Origin of the sequence: Rahnella sp. AA (genome assembly GCF_002834385.1) — a bacterium.
Classification (GTDB): Bacteria; Pseudomonadota; Gammaproteobacteria; order Enterobacterales; family Enterobacteriaceae; genus Rahnella.
In genome coordinates this window covers 901303-920029 of sequence record NZ_PITQ01000001.1, presented here as the reverse complement: position 1 = coordinate 920029, position 18727 = coordinate 901303, and the positions used below count along the sequence as shown (strand labels likewise).

The window sequence follows — 18727 nt, the reverse complement described above, 5'->3', positions numbered from 1 at the left end:
CTCACTGAAGACAGGTATAGAAATGAAAAGGATTGTGGTTCTGGTATCGGGCGAGGGAAGCAATTTACAGGCCCTGATCGATGCCTGCCAGCAGGGACGAATCAATGCAGAAATCTGCGCTGTCTTTAGTAATAAAGTGGCAGCATACGGGCTTGAAAGAGCCCGTTTAGCCAGCATTCCGGCGCATTCTCTGGATGTCAAAGCTTACGAAGACCGGGCGGCATTTGACGTTGCTCTTGCGGATGCGATTGACACTTTCCAGCCTGATTTGGTGGTACTTGCCGGTTATATGCGCATCCTGACTGCCGAATTCGTCCAGCGCTTTGCCGGGCGCATGATCAACATCCACCCTTCCCTGTTGCCGAAATATCCGGGCCTTAACACCCACCGTCAGGCGATTGAAAATCAGGATCAGGAACACGGTACGTCCGTGCATTTTGTCACTGAGCAGCTCGATGGTGGCCCTGTCATCTTGCAGGCAAAAGTTCCGGTGTTTACCGAAGACACAGAAGAAGAGCTGGTGGCGCGGGTGCAAACACAGGAGCACAGCATTTATCCGCTGGTGGTCAGCTGGTTTGTTGAAGGCCGTTTATCTCTGCAAAACGGCCAGGCGTTACTGGATAACAATCCACTACCTGAGCAAGGTTACGCAGCGGATTAACCTGCTTAAGCGCGATGATTTCACTCTAAACCGGCCATGTGCCGGTTTTTTATTTTCTGTCATTTGACACTTGTTTACATTTCACCCGATATAATGCCCATCCCGGCGCACGTTTAAATGTCGTTTGTGCGCCGACCTTCATCTGAAACACGGTTGTTTCAGATCTCATTTTCACGAAGGTTACCCTCATAAAACGGCTTTTATAGTTGAGGAACACCCCATGTTTAGCACCAACAGCGTCAGATTACGTCCACTGGAAAAGGACGACCTGTCGTTTGTTCACCGTCTTGATAATAACGCGAGCATCATGCGTTACTGGTTTGAAGAACCTTACGAGGCTTTCGTCGAACTGACAGATTTATACAACAAGCATATCCATGACCAGAGCGAACGCCGCTTTATCATCGAATTCCAGGGCGGCCCCGTTGGCTTAATCGAACTGGTCGAAATTAATCATATTCACCGCCGCGCGGAATTTCAGATAATCATCGACCCGCAGCATCAGGGCAAAGGCTTTGCCGGTGATGCCGTCCGCCTGGCCATGGATTATGCCTTCTCCGTTCTGAACCTCTATAAACTGTATTTAATCGTCGACAAAGAAAATAAAAAGGCGATTCATATTTACAGCAAACTCGGATTTGAACTGGAAGGCGAACTGAAGCAGGAATTCTTTGTGAACGGCGAATATCGCAGCGCCATCCGCATGTGTATTTTCCAACCTCAGTTCCTGGCGAAATACAAAACCAAGCCTGTTCAGGTCAAACCTGAATCACTTATTGGTGCCAGCGCCGTCTGATTTCGCATAAAACCCTTACCGGTGGGGGCGACAATGCCTTCACCGGTAAGACTTTTCCCGCTTTTTTCCCGCATTTATTCCTCCTGCAGAAACTCTCCTGAATTCCCCCCTTGTAGTGTTGGACTTTCCTGTCAATCTTTCGCAATATTGGTAGTAGACACTAGGCCCTCTCACAAAAGGCTTCCTGTTGCGCCCGGTATTAAAATCTGCGGGTAACATGAAGATCACGTTGAGCTAAATTGCGGTGTTTTCAGGCAAATTTGCCTGTATGGGCCAGGTTGTAAGCCAATGAACGGAGTGAAAATGGGTCAGGAAAAGCTTTATATCGAGAAAGAACTAAGCTGGCTGTCCTTCAATGAGCGCGTGTTGCAGGAAGCGGCAGACAAAAGCAATCCCCTGATTGAACGGATGCGCTTTTTAGGGATTTATTCCAATAACCTTGATGAGTTTTATAAAGTCCGCTTCGCTGATTTAAAACGACGGATCCTCATCAGTGAGGAACAGGGATTTCTTGGCGCGTCCCGTCATTTACTGAAAAAAATTCAGGCAAAAGTACTGCGCATTGATCAGGAATTCGACAGCCTTTATAACGATCTGCTGTTGGAAATGGCACGTAATCAGATCTTCCTGATAAATGAACGTCAGGTATCGGAAAACCAGCAAGCCTGGCTACGCCAGTATTTCATGCACCAGCTTCGTCAGCACATCACACCGATTCTGATTAATCACGATACCAATCTGGTGCAGTTCCTCAAAGATGATTACACCTATCTGGCGGTTGAAATTATTCGCGGCGAAGAGATTCATTACGCCCTGCTGGAGATCCCGTCCGATAAAGTTCCGCGTTTCGTCAACCTGCCGCCGGAAGCGCCACGTCGCCGCAAGCCGATGATCCTGCTCGATAACATTCTGCGTTATTGCCTCGACGACATTTTCAAAGGCTTCTTCGATTACGATGCGCTGAATGCCTATTCGATGAAAATGACCCGTGACGCCGAATACGATCTGGTCACGGAAATGGAATCCAGCCTGCTGGAACTCATGTCATCGAGCCTGAAACAGCGTCTGACCGCCGAGCCGGTGCGTTTTGTCTATCAGCGTGACATGCCGGATGAAATGGTGGAATTGCTGCGCGGCAAGCTCGGGATTTCCAACTATGATTCTGTGATCGCCGGTGGGCGTTACCACAACTTTAAAGATTTCATTGGCTTCCCGAACGTCGGTAAAGCCAATCTGGTGAACCGCCCGCTGCCACGTCTGCGTCATTTATGGTTCGATAAATTCCGCAACGGCTTTGCCGCTATTCGTCAACAGGACGTATTGCTGTACTACCCGTACCACACGTTTGAGCACGTTCTCGAACTGTTGCGTCAGGCATCGTTTGACCCGAATGTTTTATCGATAAAAATCAATATTTACCGCGTGGCGAAAGATTCCCGCATTATCGAATCGATGATCCACGCCGCGCATAACGGCAAGAAAGTGACGGTTGTCGTTGAATTGCAGGCGCGTTTCGACGAAGAAGCCAACATTCATTGGGCAAAACGTCTGACAGAAGCCGGTGTACACGTTATTTTCTCTGCGCCGGGTTTGAAAATTCACGCAAAACTCTTTCTTATCTCGCGCCGCGAAGGCGATGAAATTGTCCGCTATGCTCATATTGGGACCGGTAACTTTAACGAGAAAACCGCGCGGCTTTATACCGACTATTCGCTGCTGACCGCCGATGCGCGTATCACCAACGAAGTCCGCCGCGTCTTCAACTTTATTGAAAACCCTTACCGCCCGGTTTCTTTCGAACATCTGATGGTGTCGCCTCAAAACTCGCGCGACATGCTTTACCGCCTGATAGATAAAGAGATCGCCAACGTACAGGCTGGCGGAACCGGCGGCATAACATTGAAGATCAACAACCTGGTGGACAAAGGGCTGATTGATCGTCTGTATGTTGCGTCAAATGTGGGCGTCAAAATCCGCCTGCTGATCCGCGGCATGTGTTCACTGGTGCCCAACTTACCCGGCTTCAGCGAAAACATTCAGGTCACCAGTATCATCGACCGCTATCTTGAACACGATCGCGTTTATGTCTTTGAAAATGGCGGCGATACCAAAGTCTTCCTGTCTTCGGCAGACTGGATGACCCGCAACATAGACTACCGTATTGAAGTGGCCGTCGCCCTGCTTGATCCACGTCTTAAACAACGCGTGCTGGATATCCTTGAACTGCTGTTTAGTGACACGGTAAAAGCCAGAGTGATTGATAAAGAACTAAGCAACCGGTATGTTCCACGCGGAAATCGCCGTAAAGTGCGTGCGCAACTGGCGATTTACGAATATCTGAAAGATTTGGAACAGCAGAGTCAGCAAGCCTGAACCCCTGGAGCGCTATATCATTATGCCCCTTAAAAGCAGCCCACAGAATGCCAAGCCGCAGGAAATTGCTGCAATCGATCTCGGGTCGAACAGTTTCCACATGGTCATTGCACGCGTCGTCAATGGCGCAATGCAGGTGCTAGGTCGTCTGAAACAACGCGTTCATCTGGCCGACGGCCTCGACAGTAAAAATGTGCTCAGTGAAGAAGCCATTCAACGCGGGCTGGATTGCCTGGCTTTATTTGCAGAACGTCTGCAGGGTTTTTCGGAAAACAATGTCACTATCGTTGGAACGCATACGCTGCGCCAGGCGGTCAATGCCGAAGAGTTCCTTAAGCGTGCTAAAGAAGTGATCCCCTACCCGATAGAAATCATTTCCGGGCAGGAAGAAGCTCGTCTGATTTTTATGGGTGTGGAACATACGCAACCAGAAAAAGGCCGCAAGCTGGTTGTTGATATCGGCGGGGGCTCAACAGAACTGGTCATCGGTGAAGATTTCGAACCCCTGCTGGCCGAAAGCCGCCGTATGGGCTGCGTCAGTTTTGCGCAAATGTTTTTCCCGAACGGCGAAATCAGCCGCAGCAACTTCAAACGTGCGCAGCTCGCGGCGGCTCAGAAACTGGAGACTCTCGCCTGGCAGTATCGCCTGCAAGGCTGGCAGTATGCCCTGGGCGCTTCCGGCAGTATCAAGGCTGCCCATGAAGTGCTGGTGGCGATGGGTGAAAAAGACGGTTTGATCACTCCTGAACGCCTGGAAATGCTGACTGAGGCAGTACTGAATTTCAAAAGTTTCAGTACGCTGGATTTACCGGGGCTTTCTGAAGACAGGCAGTCCGTATTCGTTCCTGGGCTGGCGATCCTGCGTGGTGTTTTTGATGCGCTTGCGGTCAAAGAATTACGTCTTTCGGACGGTGCATTGCGCGAAGGGGTGCTGTACGAAATGGAAGGCCGGTTCCGCCATCAGGACATCCGGACACGTACCGCAAAAAGCCTGGCCGAGCATTATAATATTGACCGTGAGCAGGCACGCCGGGTGCTGGAGACCACTGAGCAGCTTTACAGCCAGTGGCTGGCGCAAAACACAAAACTGGTGCAGCCACAGCTGGAATCTCTGCTGAAATTCAGCGCCATGCTGCATGAAGTTGGCCTGAGCATTAACCACACCGGTATGCACAAACACTCTTCTTATATCCTGCAAAATACTAATCTGCCGGGCTTTAATCAGGAACAGCAAACGCTGCTGGCTACGCTGGTGCGCTTCCACCGTAAGGCCATAAAGCTGGAAGAACTGCCACGCCTGAATCTATTTAAGAAGAAACATTACATCCCGCTGATTCAGTTGCTGCGCCTTGGCGCGTTGCTCAATAATCAGCGCCAGTCCACCACCACGCCAGAATCCCTGCGGTTATCAACCGATGATAATCACTGGACGCTGCGTTTCCCGGCCGGATATCTGGCGCAAAACAATCTGGTTCAGCTGGATTTTGAAAAAGAGCAAAATTACTGGAATGACGTAACCGGCTGGAAGCTGATGCTGGAAGAAGAAGGTGAATTGCCGGAAAAATAAGGCATTCACTGAAATAAAAAGCCCCCGGAACACATCGTTTCCGGGGGCTTTTTACTTTTCAAAATGCATGACTCATGGGGAAAGCGTCAATTCCAGCAGCGTCGCTAACGGTTGCGGCTTCCCTATCAGGTAACCCTGCATGTAATCAACGCCCAACGCGTGCAGGGCGTCTTTTTGTTCCTGCGTTTCAACATACTCCGCCACAATCGACAAATGCTTCATACGTGCAACCTGACAGATGGATTGCACAATGTAAGCATCCAGCGAATCAGTCAGCATATTACGTACAAAGCTACCATCTATTTTCAGGATATCAGCCTGAATGGCTTTCAAGCGGCCATAGCTGGCATAGCCAGTACCGAAATCATCAATGGCAATCCGGCAACCATAGCGCCGTAATTCACGCATCGCATAATCAGCATATTTCATGTTCTGCAATAAATGTGATTCAGTGACTTCAAGAACAATCTGGAACGGCTCAACCTCATACTCCAGCATCAATGCTTTGAAATCTCGGGTAAATGTCGGACGGCATAACGTGGACGGCGTAAAATTCACGGCAAAGCGCAGGCATGGCAAACGCACACGGTTCTGATTAATAAACATCAGCGTATGCTTGAGTACCCACATATCCAGCTGATATGACAAACCAAACTCATGCACAACAGGCAGGAACTTGTCTGGTGTCACCAGCGCATTTTGTGTGCCATCGAACATCCGCAACAGAATTTCATGGTAGCTGTCACCGCGTACGCCAAATATTGGCTGCGCCATCAGAACAAAACGATCGTCATCCAGTGCCCGCTGGATTTTGTGCAACATCTCGACTTTGTCTCTGATTTCCAGTTTTACCTCGCTGTGGTCGCTTTTGTTCGACTCGGGTTGCCCGGTCGTCAGGGAAACTTCAGCGATACCGCTCAGCTCACCCAGCAGAATGGGCAGATGTTCTACGGGTGAATAGACCGTGCAGTAGGATAGCCCGATATTCGGGTGCAGCGGCAGTCCGTTCCATATCAGCCGGAAGTCTTCAAGATAATCATGCAAGTTTTGCAGTTTAGCATCGGCATTTTCGCAATTGAGCCGCAGAACCAGGTCATATCCTGGCAAGTGGTAGACCCGCTCTCCCGCCTGAAGATAAGGTTTTAGCCCGAGCGCCAGTTGCTGTTTAAACTGGATCCGCAGTTGCATACCGTAATTACGGCTAAGCACATCCATATCGGAAACACGAACAAAGCACAGCATGGAACGCGGATGACGTGCGAGATCCCGGTTAAATGCGCGGAGATTGGGTAAACCAAATACCGGATCCTGTAAGGCCGCAGCGCTGAATTTCTTCATCAACAGGCGCTGACGGGAGGAAATAACGGACACAAGCAGCAGAGTGATGGTGTAAACCAGCATCAGAGCCGAAACAAAAACCAGATTATGAATAAAGCCGTGTTCTGAAATAAAACCCTGATAATAGTTAAACAGGACTGTCAGCGTGATACTCCAGACAATGCTGATAAAGTAGTAACCGTAGCGCCATGCGCCAAACAACAGCACAGGGAACATCAGCGTCAGCGTGTAGTCACTTAGCAAGATTTTCATGAACGGTTCGCTCAGCCCCTGCAGGCAAAGCAGCATGACCATGATACCCAGCACGGAAAACCACAGCACAACTTCAGGGGTTCTCACGCCCGACGCCCGTTGTTTTCGCAGCATCATACGTAAAACACGGAAATAGCGTGGCTGGCGCATAAACCGTATCACCAGATAAATCACATGCGAATTGAGCAAAATACCTAAAATCATCGCCTGCAGATTCACCAGCGTCCGCAGGGTGACGAATTCAGGCGTGGCCATCCCCAGATAGCCGGGCAGAAGCCCACTTTCGACCACAATTTGCAGTATGGCGATAAAGAAAAACGTCAGGAAAATCAGCAACCAGCCGATCCGCGCTTTCGCCAGATTCATTAACCCCAGCGGCGCTGACCAGCGTCTTCCGGCCTGCCAGCGGTAGCCTAACCAGGCCAGAAACAGTGACGTAAAATAAATCACTGTCATTAACACGCCCATATCGAAGCCAATCCGCAGGTAATAGCGCAGGAAAAGCGTCAGGACAATACCGGGGAATGCGGCCCAATCGAAAACCATCAGCAAGGCAACGCACGTTGCCAGCGGCATATAAATCAGATAAGTGCGCCCCTCCGGCAGAGAAATGATCGGGGAAAGCCAGGAGGTTAAGGGGATCAGCACCAGCGCGCAAATGATGGGAAGCCCCCACCACTTATGACGTATGTCATGCCGAGATAAATTTTTACGCATCAAGTCCATCTAAGTTTTGCGCATGAACCTCATGCCGCGGTGAACGATTCAGGGTTTAAAAACGTCAGATATGCTTTCTGATGACGGCAGTTGCAGGCTCCGTCTCTCATTATCGTTGTAAAAACGTCATTTCGCAGAAACGGAGGAAGAAAAAGAATACAGCGAAGGCCAGGGCACATCTCATTTAAATATGGCTGGATTCTAATGTGCCTTATCTTAAATCCCTTGACGCAAATCAATAAACAGAATCTTTATGTTTTCACTAAAAATGTCATAGATGAATTTATCGCGTGATTAACGAAATGAAAAATAGATGAAATCTGATCACAAATATTTCAACACAGAAGCGAAAAGTCTGTGCTTTACTGCTTTCAGGATCGGGAAAAGCGCACGTTTAGCCCCATATTTGATTCTCTGGCCGCTCGTTTAGATGTGCTATATATTGTAAACGTTATCATTTGTACTCATCCCCTTTGCCTGCCCAGCACAACGATTTATTTAAGTGATTTTATTATGTCTCGAAAAACTAACATCAGAATGACGAAAATCGTTTTATCGATCAGCTTCATTATTTTGTTCGGGCGCCTGATCTATTCCGCTATCGGTGCATACTCACACCACCAGAATCAAAAACAGCCTCAGGCCCAAACCGAAATGCAAACGGGGGCACAGCCGCCCGAGAAAACCTGTACTGGCACCCTGAAGACCTGCCGCTACGCTAAGGACTAAGGATCCCGAATGTCTGCCGAGAAACCTAAAAATTACAGCCAAAAGCTGGCGGAAAGTCGCAGCAGAATCCTCGACCTCCTACTGAATACCGATGACCTCGCTGACAGCATCCTTGGCGAAGAGCCTGATGTTGATGAGGCCACGCATGCGAAACTGATGGACAATACGGCGGAGCTCAGCTCGCGCGTGCAAAACCTGCATGCGGCCGACGTTGCCGACGTACTGGAAGCATTACCCATTCATGAACGTCTGGCGTTATGGCGATTGGTGGAACCGACCGCGCGCGGCAAAGCCCTGGTAGAAGTCTCAGAAACCGTCTGGGATAGCCTGATCGAAGAAATGAGTGACAAAGACCTGCTGAAAACAATGTCGCTTCTGGACGTGGACGATCAGGTTTATCTGGCCGAATATTTACCGCGTGATCTGATTGGCCGCGTGCTGACCTCGCTGGATCCGCGCCAGCGGGAAAGAGTGCGCGAGGTGATGAAATTTAGTAAAGAGTGCGTCGGCAGAATTATGGACTTCGAGTTGCTGACGGTACGCCCGGACGTCACTCTCGGTACAGTACAACGCTTTCTTCGTTCACATAAAACCATCCCGCAAGCCACCGACAAGTTATTTATCACTGACCGGAAAAATACATTACTGGGCGAATTACCTCTGACAACGATCCTGCTGAACTCACCGCATACGCGGGTTTCCGACGTCATGATGACCGATTTCACCAGTTTTGAACCGGAAGACAAAGCCGAAGACGCAGCCAGCGCGTTTGAACGTTATGACCTGATCACCGCACCCGTGGTGGATAAAAAAGGCAAACTGATGGGACGGCTGACGGTAGAAGAGATTGTCGATTTCGTTAATAACGATACCGACAGCAATCTGCGGCGCATGGGCGGCCTGAGCCCGGAAGAAGATGTGTTTTCACCGGTCACGAAAGCAGTGCGCAATCGCTGGGCATGGCTGGCGATCAATTTATGTACCGCCTTTGTGGCATCCCGGGTTATCGGCCTGTTTGAGCATACGATTTCGGAACTGGTGGCACTGGCCGCTTTGATGCCGATTGTTGCCGGGATTGGCGGGAATACCGGTAACCAGACAATAACAATGATTGTCCGTGGCCTTGCCCTGCACCACGTTCAACTCGGCAACCTGAAATTTCTTATGTTCAGGGAGCTTGGCGTCGCACTGATCAATGGTCTGGTCTGGGGCGGGCTAATGGGCATTGTCACCTGGTTGTTGTATGGCGACTGGGCAATGGGAGGAGTCATGACGCTGGCGATGGTGCTCAATCTGTTACTCGCCGCGCTGATGGGCGTCGTGATCCCACTGACGATGGTGCGCCTGGGCCGCGATCCTGCCGTAGGATCCAGCGTAATGATCACCGCCCTCACTGACACGGGAGGTTTCTTCATTTTCCTCGGTCTCGCCACCATTTTTCTGCTTTGATTCACAGTTTCCGGCTTTCGGGCCGGAATATTCGTTATCTATTACAACGTAATGTAGAATTTATATTAATAATTCATTCTGATTTTCCGATACTGATAACATGCCGCCAATTACCCAGCATCCTGCGGCGACGCGTCAAAAATAGAAAAATAGATTTTATGCATTTTTTTGTCATTAGCCGCCGGTCAGAAAAGGGTTTTCATTGTGGAAAGAAGCAAACCACCTTCTCTCATTGTTCACAACAGGGCAAACTGGAAAGCGCCTGCGCTTCTGGGTATCTCTGTCTACCTGCTGGCGCTCGCCTGCATGAACATTATTCAGAGACAGTCCAGCCTTGCCGGTTTATGGCTGCCGACGGCGTTGCTGATCCCGGTATTATTCCACCATCATTATCGCCAGTGGCTGCCGTTGCTTTGCGCCGCTGCACTGGGTATCGCCGCAGCCCATACCGTCATGGAAACACCTTTCCCGCGCTATTTGCCTTACCTGCTGAATAACCTGATTGAAGCGTCACTGTGTGCGGCGCTGCTGCGCCGGATGCTGCCGGGGCAAGATCCGCTTTCCGATCTTGGTTCCTGGGTAAAGTTTCTGCTGATTGCCGTGGTTTTCTGCCCGCTGGTCAGCTCTGTGATCATGATGCTATTTATTCTGCACATTCATTCACCGGCAGAATTGCAAAACCGGTTTGCCGCCTGGTTTATGTCTGAGGCCGTAGCCATTCTGGCGCTGACGCCGCTGGGGCTGATTTATCAGCGAGGTTATTTCACCAAAAACCTCACGTCACAGCGTTTTTTTGAGCTCATTCTGACACTGGTTCTGACACTGATCGCCGGTTTTCTAGCGCTGAAATGGCTGCCTTATACCTTCGCATTTATCACGATCCCGCTACTGTGGTGCGCCATCCGCTTACCACGGATTGAAGCTTTTATTATTTTTCTGTCGATGACCCTGATGATTGCCCTGCTGCATACCAGCGGGATTATCAACGTTCAGCCCCATACGGCAATGCAGGTTCCGCAAGGATTAATCTTCCTGCCGTTGCTGCTGATCCTGATGCCGGCCAACGCGATGGCGATGGCGATGCATTCCCTGCGCGCGGAAAAATCGCATATTACGCAGAGCGAAAATCGTTTTCGCAACGCTATGGAATATTCGGCGATCGGGATGACGCTGGTTTCCCCGCAGGGCAAGCTGCTGCAGGTCAACAAGGCGCTGTGTAATCTGCTGGGTTATGAAGCGGATTATCTGACCACGCTGACGTTCCAGGAGATCACTTATCAGGAAGATCTGGGCAAAGATCTCACGTTATTCCAGCAGTTGCTGGACGATGAAATCCAAAGCTACACCATGGAAAAACGTTATTTATGCCGCAACGGCGAAATCGTCTGGGCCTTGCTGGCAGTATCATTGGTGCGCGATGAGGATCACAACCCGCTGTATTTCATTTCCCAGATTGAGGATATTAATGATCTCAAACACACGGAAATGACCAACAAACGCCTGTCAGAAGCTCTTCATGAAGAAAAGGAGTTGCTGCATATCACTCTGAACTCAATCAATGAGGCCGTGATTTCCACTGACAGCGATATGAATATTACCTTCATGAACCCGGTCGCGGAGAAAATGACCGGCTGGACGGAACGGCAGGCGCAGGGACAACCGGTTAACCGCATCGTGTTGATCAGCAAAGGGCCTGATGGCCCGATGATCGACAACCTGCTGCAGTTTGATATCAACGAGAATCTGCACTCTTCCGTCGAACGCTCTTTAGTATTACATGGCCATGACACGGGATTTTTTGATGTACAACTGGCCGTTTCCCCACTGCGCACGCTAAAAGATGAGCCAATTGGCATTGTTCTGGTGCTTCAGGACGTCAGTAAATCCCGTGAACTAATGCGTAAGCTCAGCTACAGCGCATCCCACGATTTGCTGACCGGTTTGGCTAACCGGGGCAGTTTTGAGTCAAGCCTGAAAAAGGCGCTAAACCTGACGGCGACGCGTCAGCAGGTCCACACTCTTGCGTTTATCGATCTCGACCGTTTCAAGGCGATTAACGACAGCGCCGGTCACGCGGCAGGTGATGAACTATTACGTCAGCTGAGCGCACTGATGCAGGAACACATCCGCAACAGCGATCGTCTTGCACGCCTGGGGGGCGACGAATTTGCGCTGATCCTGTTTGATTGTCCGATGGAGCAAGGTCTGGGCATGGTTCAGCAGTTGATAGATAAGATCAACGCGTATCAGTTTGTGTGGGAGGAGAAGATGTACCGCATTGGCGCGAGCGCCGGTCTGACGCAAATTTGTAATCCGCAGATCAGCGGCAGCGAATTTATGGCACAGGCCGATATGGCCTGTTATACCGCCAAACGTAACGGGCGCGGGCAGGTTTTCAAATATGAAGCGGAACAGAAAACCGCAACAGCCCACGCCCCGCAATCTTCACAGCCGCCCCAGACGGGAACGGAGTAATCAGGGCAAGTCGGGCTGCCAGTCATTGTTAAACCATAAATGCAGCGTAGCGTACGTGCGCCACGGTTTCCAAACCTCAGCGTAACGGGCGATTTTCCCCGGCGTCATTCCGGGAAAGCGCTGCTTAATCAGGTAATCACCGCCCAGAAAAACATCCGGCGCAGACCAGGCGCGCATCGCCACATAACTCGCCGTCCAGTTGCCAATGCCCGGCATCGCCAGCAATTGCTTTACGCCGTCCTGTACATCTTTCATGCCATCGAGCGGCAAACGCCCCTCTTCCACTGCCTGCGCAATACCGATCAGACAGGCAGCGCGCTTTGCCTGCACGCCAATCCCGCGTAAATCCTCCACGCTCAGTTGGGCCACCCTCGCCGGGGAGGGGAAAAGATGCGTCAGCGCCGGGAAAGGCGTGGTGACGGGCTCGCCCCATTTCTCCGTCAGACGTGTGGCGAGCGTCGCCGCCATTTTCACGCTGACCAGTTGCCCGAGAATGGCCCTGACCGTCAGTTCAAACCGGTTAACGCAGCCCGGCAGTCTCAGGCCCGGCGAGTTTTCAGCAAGCCGCCCTAAACCCTGCGCTATCGCGCCCGGTTGCGCGTCAAGATCCAGCAACCGCCGCACCTGCTGCGCCACATTTTCTGCAACCGGTGCCAGCGAAGGAGAAACGTCCAGCTCGACAACGTTTTTCTCCGGCAAAGGACGCAACCGCAGCCAGCCGGTCAGCCGCTTTCCGTTGTGCATGACGGCCAGTGTACGCTGATAAAACTCACCGTCGTGCTGCTCGACGCCCTGCAAGGCGCGTGCGCCAAGAAAAGCCGTCATCCACTACCAGTCGTACGGCGGCTGATAAGCCAGAAGCGTTTTTGTCACAGAACGATCCTTATAAAAAAGCCCCCGGAAAGGAGGCTTTATGAAATCAAAAGTATGAAGGAGATTATTTTCTGCGCCAGGTGGTTCCGTTGGCGCCATCTTCTAAGACGATACCCATTTCATTCAGACGGTCGCGCGCTTTATCGGCCATGCCCCAGTCTTTGCTGGCACGGGCGTCGTTACGCTGTTTGATCAGCGCTTCGATTTCAGCCACCTCTTCGTCGTTATCGGCCTGCGCTCCGGATTTCAGGAACTGCTCCGGATCCTGCTCCAGCAGCCCCAGAACGCCTGCCAGCTGACGCAGTTCAGCGGCCAGGCCGTTTGCCGCAGACAGGTCTTCGGTTTTCAGACGGTTGATGTCACGCGCCATATCAAACAGCACGGAATACGCTTCCGGTGTGTTGAAATCGTCGTCCATCGCCGCGCGGAAACGGGCCACAAACGCCTCACCGCCGGCTGGCGCCGCGTTGGCATCTGTGCCGCGCAGTGCGGTATACAGACGTTCCATCGAGGTACGCGCCAGTTTCAGGTTTTCTTCGCTGTAGTTCAGCTGGCTGCGATAGTGGCCGGACATCAGGAAATAACGCACGCTTTCCGCGTCGTAATATTTCAGCACGTCGCGCACGGTGAAGAAGTTATCCAGTGATTTGGACATTTTCTCACGGTCAATCATGACCATACCGGAGTGCATCCAGGTATTCACGTACGGGCCGTCGTGTGCACAGCTCGATTGTGCAATTTCGTTTTCATGGTGCGGGAACATCAGATCAGAACCGCCGCCGTGAATATCAAAATGCGCGCCCAGCTGTTTGCAGTTCATCGCCGAACATTCGATATGCCAGCCCGGACGACCTTCGCCCCACGGAGACGTCCAGCTTGGTTCGCCTGGTTTGGACATTTTCCACAGCACGAAATCCATCGGATTACGTTTTACGTTGGCTTCCACTTCCACGCGCGCACCGGCCTGAAGCTGATCCAGATCCTGGCGGGACAACAAACCGTAATCCGGATCACTTTCGACCCAGAACATTACGTCACCGTTTGCCGCAACATATGCGTGATCACGGTCGATCAGCTTCTGCACGATATCGATGATTTCAATAATGTGCTGCGTGGCGCGGGGTTCAGAATCTGGCGGCAGGATATTGAGCGACGCAAAATCTGCGTGCATTTCAGCAATCATGCGGTCAGTCAGCGCCGCAAAGGATTCCCCATTTTCAGCGGCACGTTTAATGATTTTGTCGTCGATATCGGTGATGTTACGCACATACTTCAGGTCATAACCGAGGTAACGCAGGTAACGCGATACCACGTCGAAAGACACAAAGGTGCGACCGTGGCCAATATGACACAGGTCGTAAACAGTGATCCCACACACGTACATCCCGACTTTACCGGCATGAATTGGCTTGAATTCCTCTTTTTGGCGACTCAGGGTATTAAAAATCTTCAGCATCAGGCTATTCCGTGTGTTGGGCGTAGAAAATAACGTTGGCACCTTCCGGCGGCATTAAGGCTCATAATATAACGAAAATGGCTTTACCGAAACGGCATAAGGCCGTCTGACGGGCTTTAGTCATCACAAAGGGGCTGCTGACGGCAACTTTTGAGTTATGGTATAAGAAAAGGCTATAGTAGCCGCTCTGACAGAGAGCACACATTAACATTAGCAGGATGATAAATATGGTCACTTTCCACACCAACCACGGCGACATCGTCATTAAAACCTTCGCTGACAAAGCGCCAGCCACGGTTGAAAACTTCCTGAACTATTGCCGTAAGGGCTTCTACGACAACACCATTTTTCACCGTGTGATTAACGGTTTCATGATTCAGGGCGGCGGTTTTGAGCCTGGCATGAACCAGAAAAACACCGACGCGCCTATCGATAACGAAGCGGATAATGGCCTGAAAAACGCCAAAGGCACGCTGGCTATGGCGCGTACCAATGACCCGCATTCAGCTACCGCACAGTTCTTCATCAACGTCACTGACAACGATTTCCTGAACCACAGCGGCAAAAACGCACAGGGTTGGGGTTACTGCGTATTTGCAGAAGTGGTTGAAGGTCAGGACGTGGTTGACGCGATCAAAGCCGTGAAAACAGGCCGCAGCGGTATGCACCAGGACGTTCCAAAAGAAGATGTTGTGATCAAAAGCGTCACCGTCAGCGAATAATTAGCGTCGGGATGACCACGTTTTTTATCGCAGATATCCATCTTTGCGCACAGGAACCGGCAATCACTGCCGGTTTTCTGCGTTTTCTTCGCGAAGATGCGCCGCAGGCCGATGCGCTGTACATTCTCGGGGATTTATTCGAAGCCTGGATTGGTGACGATGACCCGGAACCGTTACACGCAGAAATCGCTGCGGCGTTAAACCAGCTCCGCCAGCAAGGCGTCCCCTGCTTTTTCATCCACGGTAACCGCGATTTTCTGCTCGGCAGACGTTTTGCGCGTGAAAGCCTGATGACGCTGCTGCCGGAGAAAAAAGTTCTCGAGCTTTATGGCCGCCGCGTGCTGATCCTGCACGGCGACACGCTGTGTACCGATGACGTTGCCTACCAGAATTTCCGCAAAAAAGTTCACAACCCGTTTATCCAGAAATTATTCCTGATGCTGCCCCTGAAATGGCGGCTGGCGATTGCCGCGAAAATGCGCGCCAACAGCAAAGCGTCTAATCAGGGCAAATCGCTGGAGATTATGGACGTGAATCCGCAGGCGGTGATCAGTGAAATGCAGGCGGCAGGCGTCGAGTGGATGATCCACGGCCACACGCACCGCCCGGCTATTCATGACGTGCCTTTAGAAAATAAAACCGGCCACCGCGTGGTATTAGGCGCATGGCACGAAGAAGGCTCTATGGTGAAAGTCACCGCCGATAACGTGGAACTGATCAGCTTCCCGTTTTAAGTCATCCGATCATTACCCTAAATAATTTGAGTTGCTGGAAGGCGACAAGCTCGTGAATCCCCGAGAGCTTAGCTGACTAAGTGACTGGGGTGAATGAGCGCAGTCAACGCATCAGCAGCTCAAAGTATGACGGGTACGCCGGAGTGGAAGCGGAATTGTTCATCCGGCGACAGTATCAGTTCCGCTTCAATCCGGCCAAACTCCTCCACGCGTTCACTGATATCGGTTCCCGCATACTGCTCGGCCAGCGCCAGATAATCGGCAAAATGACGTGATTCTGAGCGCAGCAGCGACGTATAAAATCGCGACAGCGTTTCATCCAGATACGGCGCTATTTTGGCGAAACGCTCGCAGGAACGGGCTTCGATATACGCCCCGATAATCAGCCGGTCGACCAGAATATTCACATCATCATGATGCCGCGTATGCTTAATCATGCCACTGGCGTAGCGCGATGGTGAAAGCTGGGTGTAAGCGATATTGCGCTTTTGCATGATTTCCACCACCTGCTCAAAGTGGTGAAGTTCCTCGCGGGCCAGTCGCGCCGCACAAAACAGCAGCTCGGTGCGATCCAGATATTTTGTCATCAGGCTCATGGCCGTGGCCGCCGCTTTTTTTTCACAGTTGGCGTGGTCAATCAGCAACACCGTCTGATTTTCCAGCGCAACATCCACCCAGAGAGCCGGTGTTTCACAGTGAAGAAAATCGTAAATCGGTGCCAGTAAAGCCTGCGTCATAGTTCAGTTTCCAGTGGGGATGGCGAATATTATCGTGGCTGGGATTATACAAATCTGCCGCGCACTTCTCATCAAAAATGCACCGTATTCCGGCCACGCAACCGTTTTCCTTGCTTCGTGAGCGTGATATCATTTGCGCCCTCGCACGCTTTAAATCCGAATCACAGGAGCTATACAGACATGTCATCCAACGTTACCCCGGCAAAAATCGCCATCGTTATGGGGTCTAAAAGTGACTGGGCGACCATGCAGTTCGCCGCCGAAGTGCTCACAACGCTGAATATTCCTTTCCATGTCGATATCGTCTCCGCACACCGCACGCCGGACAAATTGTTCACGTTCGCTGAACAGGCTTCCGCCAACGGGTTTGATGTGATCATCGCAGGTGCCGGTGGCGCGGCGCATTTGCCGGGCATGCTGGCGGCGAAAACGCTGGTGCCGGTGCTCGGTGTGCCAGTGCAAAGCGCCGCACTAAGCGGCATTGACAGCCTGTATTCTATCGTCCAGATGCCTCGCGGTATTCCGGTCGGTACGCTGGCGATTGGTAAAGCCGGAGCCGCCAACGCCGCCCTGCTGGCTGCACAAATTCTCGCACTCCATGATACCGAAATTGCTAAAAACCTGGCCGCATGGCGTGTCGCACAAACGGATGAAGTGCTGAATAATCCCGATCCGAGGGAAGAAGTATGAAACCGGTTTGCGTACTCGGAAACGGTCAGTTAGGCAGAATGCTGCGTCAGGCGGGTGAACCGCTGGGGATCGCCGTTTATCCGGTCGGTCTGGATGCGGAGCCTGAAGCCGTGCCTTTTCAGCAAAGCGTGATTACGGCTGAAATTGAACGCTGGCCGGAAACCGCTTTAACCCGCGAACTGGCAACGCATAATGCGTTCGTTAACCGCGATATTTTCCCGCGTCTGGCCGATCGCCTGACGCAAAAACAGTTACTCGACCAGCTCGGTCTGGCGACCGCGCCGTGGCAGTTGCTGGCCGGTGCCGCTGAATGGCCACAGGTTTTCGCCACGCTCGGTGAACTGGCGATTGTGAAACGCCGCGTCGGCGGTTACGACGGCCGCGGGCAATGGCGTCTGCGTTCCGGCGAAGAAACCACGCTGCCGCAGGATTGCTACGGTGAATGCATCGTTGAGCAAGGCATCAATTTTTCCGGTGAAGTTTCGCTGGTTGGCGCACGCGGTCACGACGGGAAAACCGTCTTTTATCCGCTGACGCACAATCTGCATCAGGACGGTATTTTGCGTACCAGCGTTGCACTGCCGGAGCCGGACGCTGCGCTGCAACAGCAGGCGGAAAGCATGCTGTCGGCGATTCTGAACGAACTGAATTACGTCGGCGTGATGGCAATGGAATGTTTCGTGGTTGCCGAAGGTTTGCTGATTAATGAACTGGCACCCCGCGTTCACAACAGCGGGCACTGGACGCAAAACGGCGCGTCCTACAGCCAGTTCGAAATGCACCTGCGCGCAATCCTCGGGCTGCCGCTGCCGAAACCGGTGGTCAGCACGCCTTCGGTGATGGTCAATCTGATTGGCACAGATGTGTCAGAACAATGGCTGAACCTGCCGCTGGTGAATCTGCACTGGTACGAGAAAGAAGTGCGTCCGGGTCGTAAAGTCGGACACTTGAATCTCAACGACGCCAGCGCCAGCCTGCTGAAAGAAAACCTGAACGCACTGGTACCAATGCTGCCGGAAGAATACGCCAGCGGAATCGCCTGGGCGGTTGAGAAGCTTTAAATCCAACGGCTCTCTCCTTTGACGGGAAGAGCCGTTGGGAACCTAAATAATTCGGGTTGCGGGCAGGCGGCAAGTAAAGGAGTCCCGATGAGCTTAC

Annotated in this window: 14 protein-coding genes; 10 read left to right on the top strand and 4 right to left on the bottom strand. The window is 51.7% G+C overall.

Annotated elements, in window-relative coordinates; genetic code table 11:
* Nucleotides 1-22: 22 nt before the first annotated feature.
* The 4 genes from purN to ppx all read left to right on the top strand — a co-directional run bounded on the left by purN (nt 23) and on the right by ppx (nt 5397).
* Nucleotides 23-661 carry a phosphoribosylglycinamide formyltransferase gene (gene purN, locus CWS43_RS04145; RefSeq protein ID WP_101075556.1) on the top strand — a complete coding sequence of 213 codons (639 nt, stop codon included), beginning with the start codon at nt 23-25 and terminating at the stop codon, nt 659-661.
* Nucleotides 662-881: 220 nt separating this feature from the next.
* Nucleotides 882-1457 (top strand): spermidine N1-acetyltransferase, encoded by a 576-nt coding sequence (gene speG, locus CWS43_RS04140; RefSeq protein WP_101075555.1) that lies wholly within the window; start codon nt 882-884, stop codon nt 1455-1457.
* Between the two features lie 303 nt (nt 1458-1760).
* Nucleotides 1761-3830, top strand: a complete 2070-nt coding sequence (gene ppk1, locus CWS43_RS04135) for a polyphosphate kinase 1 (RefSeq protein WP_101075554.1) — start codon at nt 1761-1763, stop codon at nt 3828-3830.
* Between the two features lie 22 nt (nt 3831-3852).
* Nucleotides 3853-5397, top strand: coding sequence for an exopolyphosphatase (gene ppx, locus CWS43_RS04130; RefSeq protein WP_101075553.1), 1545 nt, complete (start codon nt 3853-3855; stop codon nt 5395-5397).
* A gap of 72 nt (nt 5398-5469) precedes the next feature.
* Here the strand turns inward: ppx and CWS43_RS04125 are convergent, their stop codons facing one another.
* A complete protein-coding gene (locus CWS43_RS04125; protein ID WP_232776646.1) occupies nt 5470-7704 on the bottom strand; it encodes an EAL domain-containing protein in 2235 nt (744 codons plus the stop codon).
* 738 nt (nt 7705-8442) lie between these two features.
* On the opposite strand from CWS43_RS04125, the gene mgtE reads away from it, so the two are divergent.
* Both mgtE and CWS43_RS04110 read left to right on the top strand, forming a co-directional pair.
* Entirely contained in the window at nt 8443-9882 is a 1440-nt protein-coding gene (gene mgtE, locus CWS43_RS04115; protein ID WP_101075551.1) for a magnesium transporter, read from the top strand.
* A 204-nt stretch (nt 9883-10086) separates the two neighbouring features.
* Complete coding sequence (locus tag CWS43_RS04110; RefSeq protein WP_101075550.1) at nt 10087-12357, top strand: PAS domain S-box protein; 2271 nt, start codon at nt 10087-10089, stop codon at nt 12355-12357.
* On the opposite strand, the gene alkA is transcribed toward CWS43_RS04110, so the two are convergent.
* Together alkA and cysS are read right to left on the bottom strand one after the other, a co-directional pair.
* Nucleotides 12358-13182, bottom strand: a complete 825-nt coding sequence (gene alkA / locus CWS43_RS04105) for a DNA-3-methyladenine glycosylase 2 (protein WP_101075549.1) — start codon at nt 13180-13182, stop codon at nt 12358-12360. It lies immediately after the preceding gene.
* A 112-nt stretch (nt 13183-13294) separates the two neighbouring features.
* On the bottom strand, nt 13295-14686 hold the full coding sequence (cysS, locus tag CWS43_RS04100; protein ID WP_101075548.1) for a cysteine--tRNA ligase: 1392 nt from the start codon (nt 14684-14686) through the stop codon (nt 13295-13297).
* Between the two features lie 227 nt (nt 14687-14913).
* Here cysS and ppiB point away from each other — a divergent pair, with 227 nt between their 5' ends.
* Both ppiB and lpxH read left to right on the top strand, forming a co-directional pair.
* On the top strand, nt 14914-15408 hold the full coding sequence (gene ppiB, locus CWS43_RS04095) for a peptidylprolyl isomerase B (protein ID WP_101075547.1): 495 nt from the start codon (nt 14914-14916) through the stop codon (nt 15406-15408).
* A gap of 11 nt (nt 15409-15419) precedes the next feature.
* Nucleotides 15420-16142: a UDP-2,3-diacylglucosamine diphosphatase gene (gene lpxH / locus CWS43_RS04090; protein WP_101075546.1), complete on the top strand. Its 723-nt coding sequence runs from the start codon at nt 15420-15422 to the stop codon at nt 16140-16142.
* A 119-nt stretch (nt 16143-16261) separates the two neighbouring features.
* On the opposite strand, the gene CWS43_RS04080 is transcribed toward lpxH, so the two are convergent.
* Nucleotides 16262-16879, bottom strand: coding sequence for a tRNA-(ms[2]io[6]A)-hydroxylase (locus CWS43_RS04080; protein WP_101075545.1), 618 nt, complete (start codon nt 16877-16879; stop codon nt 16262-16264).
* Nucleotides 16880-17059: 180 nt separating this feature from the next.
* On the opposite strand from CWS43_RS04080, the gene purE reads away from it, so the two are divergent.
* Both purE and purK read left to right on the top strand, forming a co-directional pair.
* A complete protein-coding gene (gene purE, locus CWS43_RS04070; protein ID WP_101075543.1) occupies nt 17060-17569 on the top strand; it encodes a 5-(carboxyamino)imidazole ribonucleotide mutase in 510 nt (169 codons plus the stop codon).
* Complete coding sequence (gene purK, locus CWS43_RS04065) at nt 17566-18630, top strand: 5-(carboxyamino)imidazole ribonucleotide synthase (RefSeq protein ID WP_101075542.1); 1065 nt, start codon at nt 17566-17568, stop codon at nt 18628-18630. The genes purE and purK overlap by 4 nt, the downstream gene beginning before the upstream one ends.
* The last annotated feature ends 97 nt before the right edge of the window (nt 18631-18727 follow it).

Bases quoted from the DNA above. Each gene is read 5' to 3' on its own strand.
- speG (WP_101075555.1), top strand. From the start codon at position 882: ATGTTTAGCACCAACAGCGTCAGATTACGTCCACTGGAAAAGGACGAC.
- ppx (WP_101075553.1), top strand. From the start codon at position 3,853: ATGCCCCTTAAAAGCAGCCCACAGAATGCCAAGCCGCAGGAAATTGCT.
- mgtE (WP_101075551.1), top strand. From the start codon at position 8,443: ATGTCTGCCGAGAAACCTAAAAATTACAGCCAAAAGCTGGCGGAAAGT.
- ppk1 (WP_101075554.1), top strand. From the start codon at position 1,761: ATGGGTCAGGAAAAGCTTTATATCGAGAAAGAACTAAGCTGGCTGTCC.
- ppiB (WP_101075547.1), top strand. From the start codon at position 14,914: ATGGTCACTTTCCACACCAACCACGGCGACATCGTCATTAAAACCTTC.
- purN (WP_101075556.1), top strand. From the start codon at position 23: ATGAAAAGGATTGTGGTTCTGGTATCGGGCGAGGGAAGCAATTTACAG.
- purK (WP_101075542.1), top strand. From the start codon at position 17,566: ATGAAACCGGTTTGCGTACTCGGAAACGGTCAGTTAGGCAGAATGCTG.
- cysS (WP_101075548.1), bottom strand. From the start codon at position 14,686: ATGCTGAAGATTTTTAATACCCTGAGTCGCCAAAAAGAGGAATTCAAG.
- purE (WP_101075543.1), top strand. From the start codon at position 17,060: ATGTCATCCAACGTTACCCCGGCAAAAATCGCCATCGTTATGGGGTCT.
- CWS43_RS04080 (WP_101075545.1), bottom strand. From the start codon at position 16,879: ATGACGCAGGCTTTACTGGCACCGATTTACGATTTTCTTCACTGTGAA.
- CWS43_RS04125 (WP_232776646.1), bottom strand. From the start codon at position 7,704: ATGCGTAAAAATTTATCTCGGCATGACATACGTCATAAGTGGTGGGGG.
- alkA (WP_101075549.1), bottom strand. From the start codon at position 13,182: ATGACGGCTTTTCTTGGCGCACGCGCCTTGCAGGGCGTCGAGCAGCAC.
- lpxH (WP_101075546.1), top strand. From the start codon at position 15,420: ATGACCACGTTTTTTATCGCAGATATCCATCTTTGCGCACAGGAACCG.